At 66.2% G+C, this 14,280-nt stretch carries 10 protein-coding genes; 4 read left to right on the forward strand and 6 right to left on the reverse strand.

Features of this window, described 5'->3' with window-relative positions; genetic code table 11:
• Window positions 1–390: 390 nt before the first annotated feature.
• A complete protein-coding gene (locus tag WBV89_RS17245) occupies window positions 391–3,375 on the reverse strand; it encodes a winged helix-turn-helix domain-containing protein (protein WP_423982574.1) in 2,985 nt (994 codons plus the stop codon).
• A 66-nt stretch (window positions 3,376–3,441) separates the two neighbouring features.
• A complete protein-coding gene (locus WBV89_RS17250) occupies window positions 3,442–4,275 on the reverse strand; it encodes a maleylpyruvate isomerase family mycothiol-dependent enzyme (RefSeq protein WP_423982575.1) in 834 nt (277 codons plus the stop codon).
• Window positions 4,276–4,543: 268 nt separating this feature from the next.
• Here WBV89_RS17250 and WBV89_RS17255 point away from each other — a divergent pair, with 268 nt between their 5' ends.
• Window positions 4,544–6,970: a winged helix-turn-helix domain-containing protein gene (locus WBV89_RS17255; RefSeq protein WP_423982576.1), complete on the forward strand. Its 2,427-nt coding sequence runs from the start codon at window positions 4,544–4,546 to the stop codon at window positions 6,968–6,970.
• 19 nt (window positions 6,971–6,989) lie between these two features.
• Here WBV89_RS17255 and WBV89_RS17260 read toward each other — a convergent pair whose 3' ends face one another.
• Window positions 6,990–7,313 (reverse strand): hypothetical protein, encoded by a 324-nt coding sequence (locus WBV89_RS17260; protein ID WP_423982577.1) that lies wholly within the window; start codon window positions 7,311–7,313, stop codon window positions 6,990–6,992.
• Window positions 7,314–7,364: 51 nt separating this feature from the next.
• On the reverse strand, window positions 7,365–8,213 hold the full coding sequence (locus tag WBV89_RS17265) for a class I SAM-dependent methyltransferase (RefSeq protein WP_423982578.1): 849 nt from the start codon (window positions 8,211–8,213) through the stop codon (window positions 7,365–7,367).
• 165 nt (window positions 8,214–8,378) lie between these two features.
• Here WBV89_RS17265 and WBV89_RS17270 point away from each other — a divergent pair, with 165 nt between their 5' ends.
• Genes WBV89_RS17270 through WBV89_RS17280 form a run of 3 tightly spaced genes read left to right on the forward strand, consistent with a single transcriptional unit; the run spans window position 8,379 to window position 11,928 of the window.
• Window positions 8,379–8,948, forward strand: a complete 570-nt coding sequence (locus tag WBV89_RS17270) for an OsmC family protein (protein WP_423982579.1) — start codon at window positions 8,379–8,381, stop codon at window positions 8,946–8,948.
• Between the two features lie 28 nt (window positions 8,949–8,976).
• Entirely contained in the window at window positions 8,977–10,230 is a 1,254-nt protein-coding gene (locus WBV89_RS17275) for an NAD(P)-binding domain-containing protein (RefSeq protein ID WP_423982580.1), read from the forward strand.
• Between the two features lie 3 nt (window positions 10,231–10,233).
• Window positions 10,234–11,928, forward strand: a complete 1,695-nt coding sequence (locus WBV89_RS17280) for a nitronate monooxygenase (RefSeq protein ID WP_423982581.1) — start codon at window positions 10,234–10,236, stop codon at window positions 11,926–11,928.
• A gap of 468 nt (window positions 11,929–12,396) precedes the next feature.
• Here the strand turns inward: WBV89_RS17280 and WBV89_RS17285 are convergent, their stop codons facing one another.
• Together WBV89_RS17285 and WBV89_RS17290 are read right to left on the reverse strand one after the other, a co-directional pair.
• Window positions 12,397–13,323: a TIGR03619 family F420-dependent LLM class oxidoreductase gene (locus WBV89_RS17285; RefSeq protein ID WP_423982582.1), complete on the reverse strand. Its 927-nt coding sequence runs from the start codon at window positions 13,321–13,323 to the stop codon at window positions 12,397–12,399.
• Between the two features lie 92 nt (window positions 13,324–13,415).
• Window positions 13,416–14,280: MFS transporter (locus tag WBV89_RS17290; RefSeq protein ID WP_423982583.1), on the reverse strand; the 865-nt coding region annotated here is incomplete at its 5' end.

Below are 14,280 nucleotides of genomic sequence, written 5' to 3' on the forward strand. Positions count from 1 at the left end.
TCACGGGCCGAAACGGGCCGTCACAGCCCGTGATCGAGAAGACGCGAAACACCAGCTAGACGGCATGATCCATCACAACCCGTCACAGCCCGACACCACCCCGAGCCAGCTCATAACCCGAAGGTCGTAGGTTCAAATCCTACCCCCGCCACCAACGAAAGCCCTGGTAGATCGCCTGATCTGCCAGGGCCTTTTTTGTTGCCGCAGGGCCCAGACTGGCGGCGGATGTACCAACTATGTACCAAACACGGTCTGCGCCGGCCCGGTGATTTCGGTTGTGCCTGATAGTGGGCTCGCTGCGGGCACTTGGCCCGATGGTCGCCGATTCGGCTGTGATGAGACGTAGCGTCGTTGCGCCACGTCGAACTTGCAGCGGCCTTGGTCCGTTGCCTAGGCGTTGATCGGGAGTCCGTGTGCATCGAGCACGTCGTGGACGGTGTGCTCGCGGCCTTGCTGCATGAGTTGGTCGCGTGCTTTCGCTGTGATCTCGCTACCGAGCGCGTCGAATGTCGCCCGGTACAACACATAGTGCGCGACGTTGTTCAACCGTTGTCCGGCGATGGAACCGAGCAGGTGTGCGGCGTCGCGGGGTCGGCCATCGACGCGGGCGATCACGGCGAGGGCCAGCACCGTGTCGGCCGCTGAATCGAGATCTTCTCGGTCGGCCTGCGCTCGCGCCTGGTACAAGCGTTCGTGTACCTCGCCGCCCTCCATTGCGGTGGAGAGGGCCATGTTGTGGACGGTCAGCCAGGTCTCGCCAACACCGATTCGGGTGAGGTACTCGCGCTGACGGTCCGTCCAGAAGCGGAGCCGCTCCACGTCTCCGGAGATGAGGTGTGCGACCCAGGCCACCCAGTTGGCGATGAACACCTCGTAGCCGTCTCCCGACACCTTGCCAGCCGCTTCGCGAGCCCTCGCGGTGCCGGCTTCGTGGTCGCCACCGGCGACGGTGGCGAGTGCGGCGAAGGCTCTGGTGAGATCGACGAGGCGGCGCTCGCCAGTTGATTCGGCGATGTCGCGAACTCGTCCGAGTCGGGCAGCAGCATCGATCGGATCGACGACGATGCGGTTGATCGCATCGAAGTGGAGCACGATGGCGAGCGCCGAGTCGTCATCGGCGTCGTGTGCGGTGGCGAGTGCAGCGGTGATCGCACGCGAGACGGCATCGTGGTCGGCGGTGCCTTGGCCGAGATCGATCCGCATGATCGCCAGCCAGGTCGCGTCGCGGGCGTTCAGCGACGAACGTTGTGCGTTCAGTTCGGCGATCCATCGACGGCCGTCGGAGCAATTCATCGCGTTGCGCCACAGGAACGATCCGTCGATCACGATCTCCAAGGCGTCGCTGATCCGACCGGTGCGGATCGACTCGTCGAAGGCGAAGCCGGCGTTGTCGAGGTCGGCTCGGAATGATGCGGCGTTGCTGCCGGAGAACCAACGATCACAGCGCGATGAGCTTCGGGCTCGATCGACGACGTGCAGACGCAGCCGTTCGCGTACGGCGTCGGTCTCACCGGTGTTCTCGAGTCGCCGAGCAGCGAAGGCGCGAATGGTTTCGAGGAGTTGGAAACGTCCGGTGTCGACGCGTCGAACCACGAGACTCTTCGCCACGAGGTCGGAGATCGAGCCGAGGATCGATGCCGGGTCGCCGGAACCCACCGCATGCACTCCGGCGAGACAGAAGCTCGCAGGGAACACGCTGAGGCGCAGGATGAGGTCATTGCTCTGGTCATCGAGGCGATCGAAGCTCCAGGCGATCGTCTTGTCGAGCGAGACGTGGCGTTCGCCACCCCTCGATCGCCGATGCTTGGACATGTCGAGACCGTGGTCGAGATGGTCGAGCAGTTCGTCGAGACCGAGGTGTCGAAGCTGACCAGCAGCCAGTTCGATCGCGAGTGGGAGCCCATCGAGCCGCTGGCAGATCTCGGCAACTCGCGGATCGTCAACGGAGATCTTGAGGTGAGGGACCACGGCGGAGGCCCGGGCGACGAACAGGTCAGCTGCGTACCCGCCGAGCGAAAGCAACGGGAAGGTCACCTCGCCATCCGCGCCGAGCTGTTCGCGTGTCGTCGTCAGGATCCGGGCATCCGGCGCGGTGTCGAGAACGAGGTCGACGAACTCGGCACATTCGTCGAGCAGGTGCTCGCAGTTGTCGAGAACGAGCAGCATCGCGTGGCGCGCAAGGTGTGTTGCGAGCGCTGTCGGGTCGGCTTCGGCAGCGCTTCGCATGCCGGCAGCTTCGGCAACCGCACTGCGCATGCTGTCGGCGTCGCTGGCCGCAGCGAGTTCGACGAAGACGACCCCGGCTGGAAAGGAGGCGAGGACGGCGTTTGCCGTTGCGAGTGCCAGGGTGGTCTTGCCAGCACCGCCTGGCCCGGTGATCGACGTCAACCTCGACCGACTGATGACGTCGATCACGCCCTCCAGATCGGCATCGCGGCCGATGAGCGGCGTACGCATGAGCGGGGGAGCGGGTGCGACCGAGCCGAGTAGTGGCGCGAACGTCGGGCCACCGAGTTGCCAGAGTCGCATCGGCGGCATCGCGGGGTCGATCCGGCAGATCCCGACGTCAGTCAGGTCGCCTCGCTCGTTGAGCACTCCGGCGGTCACATCGGACAGAAGCGTCTGTCCACCGTTGGCTATCGACATCACGCGGGCGGCGCGGTTCACGGTGGTTCCGAGATAGTCGCCGTCGACCTCGAATGCCTCCCCGGTGTGCAGTCCGATCCGCACCTCGAGCGAGATCGGTTCCGGCCAGGCTTCGGAGTCGAGCGCGGCGCGGATCTTGCGCGCCGCGTCGGCGGCATCGCTCACACGGGCGAAGGCCGCTGACAGTCCGTCGCCGCCGGTTGCGAACACCACGCCGCGGTACTCGTCGATGGCTTGTCGGAGCAGTGCGTCGTGCCGGGGCACGGCAACGGTCATCTGTTCGGGGTGCCGCTCCCAGAGCAACGACGAACGCTCGATGTCGGTGAACATGAACGTGACGGTCCCCGTCGGCGACGTGACCGACGTTGATGAGGCGGGGTCCTTCCCGTCGGCGTCGCTCGAGCGGCGCGGGGTCGTTGGGCGCTCGTCCACCTCGGCGACGAACTGGTAGCCCTTGCCGTGCACCGTGCGGATCACGCGCTGCTCCCGACCGCTGTCGCCGACGGCTTGCCGGAGGGTCTTGATTCGCGAGGTGAGCGCCGCCTCGCCGACGAACGCACCGCCCCAGATCTGATCGAACAACTCGATCTTGGTCACCATTCGCTGACGGTGGTCGATCAGGTAGCACAGGACGTCGAAGACCTGTGGCTCGACGTGCACGCGCTCGCCTCGCTTTCGGACCTCGACGCTTGCGGTGTCGACTTCGATGTCACCAAATGAATAGATCACTGCAATCCGTCCTTCCGGTCGTGGTGGACCGGTGCGGAGGTGGCGCCGGTGCGAATGTCGGAGCGCTCACCCACCGGACCACACCACCTGGCACAGGTGGCGCCACGCGTCCATCAACCGAGTGTCGCCATCCAGCTGGACAGTCGAATCGTGCGTCCGATTCCACAGCAGGAGGTACAGCTCTGCAGCCGAACCCGTGACGGTGAGATCGGGCTGGCCGCCGGTCCGAGCGGTCGTGATGCCGTCCGGACCGATCGTCACCCACCACTGCTCGTCGACGTCAGCGGCGACGACCTGGAGGATCCGTACTGCGGTGACGGCGTCGCTCCGATAGTGCGGCGCGAACCCGGTGATCAGCTCATCGAGCATGTCGGCGGCAAAGCCTGCGTCGAAGTGGGAGACGATGCGCTGGGTCGATTCGGCATCAAAGCGGTGGATCGCGATCTCGCTGGCCTGGCGTCGCGCCCACATCGTGAGCGGCGTCGGTGCCGGCAGGAAGGTGAACGCCTGTACGTCGAGCGGAGCGCTCTGCAGAACATCGACGAGTGTTGCGTTGGTTGCCCGGTACCAGGGGATCAGTTCGGCATCGCTCGGCCATGCAGCGGCGAGATCCGGCCAATACTGCTGGAGATCGCCGAGCTGATCGACCTGCAGCCAGCTCGGCTTGGGTGCGACGATGTTTGCTGCGGCCCAGAGATGGATCTCCCCGAGATGGCGAACGAGGTCACGCATGACCCAGCCTGGGCACGGGGGAACTGCGAGGTCGAGTTCGCTCATCGCAGCGGCGCGGGCGAACCGTCTCCCTTCTGACTCGACCGCTGCGATGTATCCCGACAGCGATGCGCTGTGGGGTGCGTTCCGGTCGATGTCGGCGGGGGTGGGGGTAGTGGTGATGGTCATGGGATGGCTCCTTGGCTCGTGTGGTTGTGTCGGGATCCATCCTGAAATGCATGGTCGGTCGATACTTGATGGTGAGCGGGAGGATTCCTGGAGATCAACAGACGACGCCGGGTCGTTGGCGTGGGATGGTGTAGTGATCGTCATGTCGGGCTCCTTCGTGGCGAGGTGATGATCTCGATTGTGAAGCAGCTCGGCCGCCGAGTCTTGGAGGGAGGCTGGAGGACTCGTGGAGGCCGACGCAGCTGCTCGTGGATGACAGACTTGGTCGATGATCGTCGAGTTCGACTCCTTCGAGGTGGACACAACGGCGTACGAGCTGCGGCAGGGCGGTCGTCCGATCCCCATGGAACCGCAGGTCTTCGAAGTACTCGCCTACCTGGTGGGCAACGCCGGCAGGCTCGTTCCGAAAGAGGAGCTGCTCGATGAGATCTGGGGCGACCGATTCGTGTCGGAGTCCGCGCTGACCAGCCGTATCAAGTCAGCGCGCAAGGTTCTCGGTGACGATGGCCGCCGCCAGCACTACATCAAGACGGTGCACGGAAAGGGGTACCGGTTCGAAGGCGCCGAACGCCCCGTCGACAGGGCGACCGGCGGTGGAGCGCTCCCCGCTGAACGCACGCCGCTCTTCGGCCGGGCCGAGAACATCGATGAGATCGTCGCCGCACTCGGCGAGGATCGTCTCGTCTCGCTGCTGGGCATCGGGGGTGCAGGCAAGACCCGCCTGGCCATTGCGGCGGCTCGGGCGATGGCGACGCGCTTCGACGATGGCGTCGCGTTCATCGATCTCGTGCCGATCGAGCATGGTGAAGAAATCGACGGCGCGCTCGCCGCGGCCACGGGGTTGGCGATCGGTGCAGGGTCGACCCGGAGCCAGATCGTTGCATTGTTGGCGGACCGTGACGTGTTGATCGTCCTCGACAACGTCGAGCACCTCGTCGATGAGGTGGCCGCGCTCCTGGATGTGTTGCTCGAAGGCACGGCCGCTCCGCACTTTCTGGTCACCAGTCGCGTCCCGGTCGAGCTGGTCGACGAGCGCAGGCACTTCGTGGAGCCGCTGCCCGTGACTGGTGCAGCGACCGGGCCGGCCGTCGACCTGTTCGTCCGCTCGGCTCGCCGCTTCGGGCTGCGAGTCCCCGACAGCGACCTACCGAGAGCAGCCGAGGTCTGCCGGCTCCTCGACGGGATTCCGCTGGCGATCGAACTGGCCGCCGCGCAGCTGCAATGGCTCGACCTCCCGGCACTCGCCGCCCGGCTCGACGACCGCCTCGAGCTGCTCGTTCGAACGACGCGTCAGCCCAATCGCCACGTCAGCCTCCTCGCTGTGCTCGACGACACCCTCGAGAACCTCACCACCGAAGAACGCGCACTGTTGTTGATCGTGAGCGTCTTCCCGTCGTCGTTCGATCACTCCGATCTCGACGGGGTGATCGGGGAGACTGTCGGCCTGGACGACGCCGCTGCATCCGTCCATGCGCTGCGACGGCTCCTGGATCTCTCGCTCATCGTCCGCGAGCAAGGCGCCCGATCGCGATTCCGGTTGCTCGAAACCGTGAAGCTGCGCGTGCGCGAGCAGGGCGACCCCGATGATCGTCGGCGTGCCGGCGACGGTCATGCCGACTGGTGTCTGCACGTCACCGTCGGTGGGCCCTCTGACGGACTGTTCAGCTTCGCGCTCAGCGATTGGTGCGCATCGCACCCGTATGACCTGCGCGCCGCTGAGCGACACCTGACGGTGGCCGGACGCACCAGCGAGGCTGCGGAACTGGTCGCTGCGACCGCCTTCGCGATGCACTGTGACTCGGGTCCCCGAGCCGCCGAGACGCTCCAGCGGCTCGATTCGGTGGTGCACACGGTCGATGACGCGGGGCTTACGGCTCGGCTGAGGTTCGTCGGCGTGATGTGTGGGATGGCGACGCGAGCGCCCGCCGTGATCGACGAGCAGGGCCGCCTCGCGCTGCTCGCCGCAGAGGCCTCGGGCAACCGCCTGTTGCTGTCGCACACGCGTGTGCTCCGGTCCTGGAGCGTCGTGTTCGACGACCCCGACGCAGCGCTCGAACTGACCGTCGCTGCAGCGACCGACGCCGACACCGTGGGCGACCGCGCCGCCCGAGCGTTCGCCGACGGCTATCGCGCCTTCATGCTCGCCTTGAGTCGCCGCTACGACGAGGCGTCTGCGCTCGCTCGGGAACTGATCGAAAACATGGGGCCCGAGGATCGCGGTGGCTACCCGTTCAATGTCGCCGTGGCTGCGTACAGCTCGATTCTGTGTCTCAGCAATCCAGACGCGACGCTGGCCCTGACGGACGACATGATGTCGATGCCCTCGCGACAACACCCGATGTGGGCGAACCAACTCGTCGCAGCGACACTGTTCGCATCGGCCCGCCGACATGAGGAATGCCGCCGGGTGTGCGTCGCCCTCCACGACCGCCTCGACCGGCCGGGGCACACGCCGTTCCCTGATCTGCTCATTCCGATAGCCGTGCTTGCCTTTCGTTCCGGCGAGCATGCGCTCAGCCGCAGGTGGGTACAAGCAGTTCGCGACTCGCCGCACCCGACGCAGAGCTTCCAAGCGACCGTGCTCTACCGCCGGTTGCGCGAGGAGCTGGAACAGCACGACGCGGGGTCCGATGTCTTCACACCCATCGAGATGACCGTCGCTGCGGCGGAGGGGCTTGCCTGGATCGACGGCTGAAGCGGCTCTGCTGCGTCAATCATGAGGCCGCGATCGATGCCGATGGGACGGCGATCCAGGTCGCTCCGGCGACGGCGACATGCCTGCCTGCCTCATCGACGACGGCAGCGTGGGTTCGACATGCCGGGGAGGGGCGCACGGTGGCGACGTGCTGTGATCCGACCAGTATCTCGACCGCCCCGAGCACCCGGGCGATGCCGACCAGCGCCTTCTCGAGAGGTGGCGGAGCGTGGAATCGAACCACGGCGCATTCGGCGTCGACCAGCGCGGCCATCTGGCCGGCAGCGACACCGCCGTGGGCGGAATGCGGGGGTCCGTTGTGGCGATTGCTGACGATGATCATGTCGGGTCGTCGTTCGTGTGAGTGCGGTGCGGGCGGTGTCGTGGCTGCGGGTCAGTCGGGCTTGCGGGCGATGACGAACTGATGGTCGTTGCGGAATCGATAGATCCCGCGCCGGTCCTTGATGCCTGCCAGTGCGTCGAGCACCTGGGGGCGCAACACATCGGCGCCGACGTGCTCGAGCGCGGGAACAGCGGGTCCGGAGCTGGACATGGCCCGCCACGCGGTCTCACCGTCTGGCCACTCGAGCGTGGAGATGCGGCTGCCGCGCTCGGACACCTCGAAACCGGCTGATTCGAGCATCTGCTCGGCCACTCCCGGTCGAGCGATGTTGTTGGTGCAGCGCATGCCGTTCAGATGCGACTCGGGAGCGTTGAGGGCGAACGCCTTGAAGCATGGGCGGAGGTCCAGGTGTCCGTGCCCCCAGAAGCTGATCCCGATCCGGCCACCGGGGCGGAGCACTCGGAACGCCTCGATCAGCGCCCCGTCGCAACCGCCCCAGATCCCGTTGATGGAGGTCACCGAATCGAACGACTCGTTGCTCCAGGGAAGGTCGAACATGGTGCCGACTCGCAGGTCAGCGTTCGGCGCACGATCGCGAGCGATCGCAATGAGGTCGGTTGCGGCGTCGATCCCGGCTGTTGCTGCACCCATTCCGTCGGCGAGGCGGATTGCCAGCCCCGAACCACAGGCGATGTCGAGTACCGAGCTGCCACGGTCGACGCCCACGCGTGGGAAGATCGCGTGGATCACGTCGGTGGCGTAGTGCTCGAACAGGCAGGCCCAGTCAACGGCTCGTCGGCCCCATGCGGCTCCGGCTGTCTCCCAGTCGTGACCGATCGGCAGTGCCGCGGGGCTCGTGGTGGGGCGGGTGGTGGTTGTTGTCGTGTCGATGTTCGTCATGCCATCGACATTGGCGATCGTCGTCGCCGGAGTCTTGGAGGCGGCGTGGAGGTCAGTCTTCACAACTTCTCCAGATCACCTCCAAGCATCGATTTCGCTGGTCCGCCACGGTGGAACCCAACACACAACAACCCGCCAGACGGGAACCAACAAGGAGAAAATGACATGACGATCACCGACACCCAGAACAACACCGCCGACAACGGCGTGAACGTCGACGCGCTGCTCGGCGCTCGTGAGATGCTGAGCGGAGCTCGCGAAGCAGCCCAGTTCACCTTCACCGCCGCCAACGAGTGGGTGAACGGCACGCACAGCCGCAGCACCGTCAATGAGTTCTTCGGCCTCGGAGACAACCAGGCACACCGCCAGCCGTACAGCGTCGACACCGACCACCCCGGGATCTTCGCATCAGAGGACAACGGCCCGACCCCTCCGGAAATGGTTCTGATGGGCCTGGCCGGCTGCCTCACCGCCGGTGTCGCATCGGTCGCACAGAACCGCGGCATCCAGCTCCGCTCGGTCAAGTCGACCGTTGAAGGTGCGCTCGACGTCGCTGGCATCTTGGGCATCGACGCCGATGTACGCAACGGCTTCGGCGGCATTCGTGTCCGCTTCGAGATCGACGCCGACGCCACCCGCGACGAGATTGAAGCCGTCATCGCCCAGTCCCAGAAGCGCTCCGCCGTCTTCGACGCAGTGGCCAACCCGACCGGCATCGTCGTCGAGCTCGGCTGAGCGACACCACCAGCACGGAGTGAGTCCCATGAATCCCGAACGCACCATTGATGTCGTCGTGATCGGCGGCGGACAAGCCGGCCTGGCAATGAGCCGGTGCCTCTCCAGCCAATCGATCGACCACGTGGTCCTCGAGCGTGGCGACACCGCCAACTCGTGGCGGACCGAACGATGGGACTCACTCCGACTGCTCACCCCCAACTGGCTCGCCCGTCTTCCCGGCTGGTCGTACCAGGGCGACGATCCCGACGGATATATGTCCGCCACCGACGTCGCCGGTTATCTCGATGCTTACCGGGCGTCGATCGATGCCCCGGTCCACTGCGGCGTCGAGGTCACCCGCATCATCGGCACGGGCGGCCGGCACGTCGTCGACACCAACGACGGACCGTGGTCCGCTCGCGCTGTCGTCATGGCGACCGGAGCGTGCAGCAACCCTCATCTGCCGGCGATCGCCGGGGACATGCCCATCCACATAGATCACATCACGCCGATCCGATACCGGAATCCGTCGCAACTCGGCGACGGAGGTGTCCTGGTGGTCGGGGCGTCCGCATCGGGGCTGCAGATCGCCGATGAACTCAGTCGCTCCGGTCGCGATGTCACCCTGGCCGTCGGCGACCATGTCCGACTGCCACGGACGTATCGCGGCATGGACATCCACTGGTGGATGGACACCATCGGTCAACTCGACGAGCGGTACGACGATGTCGACGACCTCGAACGGGCACGACGATTGGCGTCGATCCAACTGATCGGTTCGCCCGAGCGACGCGATCTCGACCTCACCACCGTCGCCGCCTACGGCGTCACGCTCACCGGCCGCCTCGTCGGCCGCAGCGGTCACCGTGCGCAGTTCTCCGGCTCGTTCGCGAACATGTGCACCTCCGCCGACCTCAAACAGCGGCGACTGCTCGACCGGCTCGACGAGTACGCCGCCACTCACGGCCTCAATGCCGAACTCGCCGAATCGACGCGGCCGAACCCAACCACTTCGGCACCACCGCTGCTGGAGACGGACCTGCGCTCGATCGACACCATCGTCTGGGCAACCGGCTTCCGACCGATCTACCCATGGCTCGACACCAGCCTGCTCGATCACAAGGGGCGTCTCATCCACGACGGAGGCGTCCTGCCGCTGGCCGGCCTCTACGTCCTCGGTCTGCCATTCATGCGACGGCGCAAGTCGAGCTTCCTCGACGGCGTCGGCCGCGACGCAGCAGAGCTCGCCGACCACCTCGTCGGCCACCTCGCGTACGATCTCACACGGAGTCGGAACTGATCGATGAACGTCCAGAACGCCGCACCACAGCCATCGCCGACCAGCGCGCCCGAGGAGCCTTTCCTCGACCTGGTCGGGATCGCCGTACCAATCGTCCAGGCCCCAATGGCCGGCTCCGCGACTCCCCGACTCGCAGCTGCGGTCAGCGATGCAGGGGGACTGGGCGGACTCGGTCTCGGCACGGTCGGCGTCGACGATGCGCGCCGACAGATCCGTGAAGCTCACGCTCTCGGTGTTCGACACCTCAACGTGAACTTCTTTCTGCACGACACTCCGCCGCGCACGAGAGCTCGTGACGTCGCAGCGCTCGCCGGCGCGAAGCGAGTCGCTCGCACGCTCGAAGTCGCCGTCGAGGTTGGGACCGACGCACCGTTCGAGCCGTTCGGACCCGACATGCTCGAGATGACGCTTCACGAGCGCCCGTCTGTGGTCACCTTCCACTTCGGGGTCCCGGATCCAGCCACGGTGGCTGCACTGCACGAGCGTGAAATCGTGATCGGCGTCAGCGCCACGACCGCCGACGAAGCGGTGGCCGTCGAGCAGGCATCGTGCGACTTCGTCATCGCCCAAGGGGCTGAGGCCGGAGGGCATCGCGGTCAGTTCGCCCCAGCGATGGATGCCGCAGCGGTCGGGACGTTCGCGCTCGTCCCGCAGATCGCGGACGCCGTCAAGATTCCGGTCGTGGCGGCAGGCGGGATTGCGGACGGTCGCGGGCTGGTCGCCGCACGGGCGCTCGGCGCCTCAGCAGTGCAGGTGGGCACAGCGTTCCTGCTGTGTGACGAGGCAGCCGTCGCTCCCGGACATCGACGTGCGATTCTCGAGAGCTCGGGTCACGACACCGTGGTCACCTCCGCATTGTCCGGCCGACCGGCTCGAGCGATCCGCACCGACGCCATCGTCGCACTCGAAGCCGAAGCTCCGCCGACTGACTTCCCGATCCAGTTCTCAGTGACGGCGGGGATCCGCTCGGCCGACGTTGCCGACCGGCCCACTGCGGCGATGTGGGCCGGTCAGGCTGCGCCGCTCGCACGTCAGGAATCAGCCGGAGACGTCATCCGCAGACTCGTTCGGGAGGCAGCGGCCGTCCACGGCGGGATGGGTCGGCCTCATTGGATGGAGGAATCGACGTCGAGATTCGAGCCCCGATCCGACGTCCCTCAGAGCGGTGTCGACGTGTCCCGTCAACTCCAGGGCTTCATCGACGACATTCGGCAAGCGTTGAAAGACAGCGCTCCGGTCGAGGCGACCGAGGCCATACTCCGCAAGATCGCAGTCCAGGCGACCCCTGACTGGTGTGCCGTCCCCGAAGGTGTCGCTGAACGCCTGCTGCATCACGAGCCCGAGTGCACGGTGTACCTGTTGTCGGGCGCTCCCGGCGTCCGGTTCTGCCCGCACGAGCACACGGTTGCGGTGTCGACGCTGGTGCTTCAGGGGCAGGAGACCAACGTCTGGTACCGAGAACTCGACGACGGGTCCGTTCGGCGCGCTGGCAGCACGACGAGCGCCGAGGGAGCGGTCGGACACATGAAGTCCGACGTCATCCATGCCGTCGAGTACCGATCCGCGGACCGTCCGCTGTCGCTGCACGTGTACCACGGTGACTTGTTGAACGCATCCCGAAGGATGTGGAGCATCGACGGCTCGAACCCCCGCCCGTACGACCAGGACGAGTACGACGAGATGACGATCGGACTGTGAGTGAAGCCAACCCCGCTGTGGTCACCGGTCGACGTGCCGTGAGACGCGACGGCCGTCGTGCGACTTGTGGCTCCGTCGTCCGGCAATCGCTGCATCCTTGTCTCAGCGAGCCGGTTGTCACCGAGAGCGGTCGATGCTGTGCGGACTTCATGTACCAATCATGTACCAGCACCCCGGTAAATGTAAGGGAGTAGAGGGGAACAGCGGGGAGGAGAAAACCACGGTTGAGCAGGCATATTGTGCTTTGACCTGGGGTTGCGTTGTCTTCGGGTCTCGGCCTCATAACCCGAAGGTCGCAGGTTCAAATCCTGCCCCCGCCACCAACGTAGATACCAGATCAGAGGCCCTTTCCGGATTGCCGGGAGGGGCCTCTGACGTTCCAATCTGCCTGCTCGCACAACATCGGTACAACAAGTTCGACCTTCGGGTTCGAGCCCGACGATCAGAGGACGCTGGGTGGCGTCCGGGTCACGCCGCAGCCCGGGTCGGCTGGGTGAGGCACAGCGCCCAGTCGATGATGTCATCGACGGTGCGAGCGCTCGTGTGGAAATCGAGGATCAGCTCGGTCGCGCCGATCTCTTGGACGCGTTCGATGTCGGTGGTCACTTCGCTGAGACTGCCGGTGAACGCTGTGCGGTGGCGCCCGCCGGGTTTGGCGTCGACTTGGGGGTCGGCACGCACGACGAGTTGGAGTGCGGCCGGATCGCGGCCGGATCGCTCGGCGAGGCGCTGGATTCCCATCCACTGTTGTTCGATGTCGTCGAGTGGTAGGCCGAATGGCAGCCATCCGTCGGCCCGGCGAGCGATGCGCTCGAGTCCGGCGTCGCTGTGTGCGCCGAGCAGGATCGGCGGACGCGGGCGTTGGATCGGTTTGGCGCCCATGACGCTGGGCGCGATGCGTTCGTGCGCGGTTCGGATGTCGATCGTGTCGTCGCTCCATACCGCCGAGAGAACGTCCAGCGATTCTTCAATGCGTTGACCGCGTCGGGTCATCAGGACGCCGACGGCTTCGAACTCGTCGATGGACCATCCGAGACCGAGCCCGACCACGAGGCGACCGTTGCTGACTTGATCGATGGCGGCCAGTGTGCGGCCGAGCAGAACCGGGGGGTACCACGGTGCAACGAGGACGTCGGTGCCCAACGTGACGTGTTCGGTGACGGTGGCGGCGACGGTGAGTGCAACGAGCGGATCGATCACGGTCTGTTGCGCTGCGGGAAGTGTTCCGTCGCTGCTGCCGGGATACGCCAGGGTGCGCGGCGTCACCGGTGCGAGCAGTCGGTCCATCGCCCAGAGCGAGTCGAAGCCGACCGCCTCGGCCGTCATGGCGACGCTGCGGATTGCGCCCGGTGAGGCGAGAGGTCCGAGGTGTGGGAGTCCGAGTCCGAGTTTCACAAGCGTGCCTTTCTTGGTGGGTACGCCTTGAAGACGAGCTGTGAACGGCCCAGGATGCGATGTGCGTCCTGAGCGCATGACGCGCCGTCAGGTCAGCCCCGACTGGAGCGTCCGAGCGCGACGTAGCGCCCGCCGGCGACTGCGAACGCCACCAGGCAAGCGGTCCATGAGGCTGCCCATCCGAGCACTGTGGCGGCGACGCCGAGCACCAACGGCGCGCCGGCGCGAGCGATCGTCGAGCTGCGTTGGATGCGTGCGTTGGTCGCAGCAAACGGTGCCGGGCCGACGAGTTCGACGACGATCAGCGGTCTCAGGACGGTGGTGGCACCTGATGCTGACCCCACGACGAACATCGCTGCGAATAGCGCGGCGCTGCTGGTGGCGGCGAGGGGCAATGCCAGACCCACGACTTGGACAGCGGCACACATCGCAGCAAGCGTGGTCGATGGGCGTCGTCCGATGGGACCGAGCAGAAGGATGCGGCCGGCGACTTTGCCGAGCCCCATGACTGCCAGTGCGGCCGAAGCGGTTGCCAGCACGACGCTACGGTCGAGGAGCAGCGAGATCAGGTAGGCCGTGGTCGCAATCATCGCCGCCTGTTCGAACAGCACTGCGCTGCGCAACCGTCTGAGCGGCGCGTCCATCGGCGGTGCCGGAACATGCGCGACCGGTTCCTCGATTGGGTGCTCGTGCGCTGATGGCAGGACGAACGCGTGCAGCAGGGCGGTCACGACACCGCCACCCACGCCGAGCAGGGCAAGAGCGACGCGCCAGCCGAACAGCTCGATGAGCCATCGGGTGAGGGGCGCGAAGACTGTGCTGGCGAGCCCACCGGCGACGGTGACCACGGCGAGGGTGCGGTGGCGGCGGGAGGGATCGAGGGCGACGAGCACCGCCATTGCGGGCTCGTAGAGCGTTGCCGCCATCGCCGCGCCGATGACGGCCCACGCCAGGTAC

The organism is Ilumatobacter sp., assembly GCF_049588435.1.
Lineage (GTDB): Bacteria > Actinomycetota > Acidimicrobiia > Acidimicrobiales > Ilumatobacteraceae > Ilumatobacter_A.

Coding starts and splice junctions, on each gene's coding strand:
- WBV89_RS17250 (WP_423982575.1), bottom strand. CDS start 4,275: ATGACCATCACCACTACCCCCACCCCCGCCGACATCGACCGGAACGCA.
- WBV89_RS17255 (WP_423982576.1), top strand. CDS start 4,544: ATGATCGTCGAGTTCGACTCCTTCGAGGTGGACACAACGGCGTACGAG.
- WBV89_RS17260 (WP_423982577.1), bottom strand. CDS start 7,313: ATGATCATCGTCAGCAATCGCCACAACGGACCCCCGCATTCCGCCCAC.
- WBV89_RS17265 (WP_423982578.1), bottom strand. CDS start 8,213: ATGACGAACATCGACACGACAACAACCACCACCCGCCCCACCACGAGC.
- WBV89_RS17270 (WP_423982579.1), top strand. CDS start 8,379: ATGACGATCACCGACACCCAGAACAACACCGCCGACAACGGCGTGAAC.
- WBV89_RS17275 (WP_423982580.1), top strand. CDS start 8,977: ATGAATCCCGAACGCACCATTGATGTCGTCGTGATCGGCGGCGGACAA.
- WBV89_RS17280 (WP_423982581.1), top strand. CDS start 10,234: ATGAACGTCCAGAACGCCGCACCACAGCCATCGCCGACCAGCGCGCCC.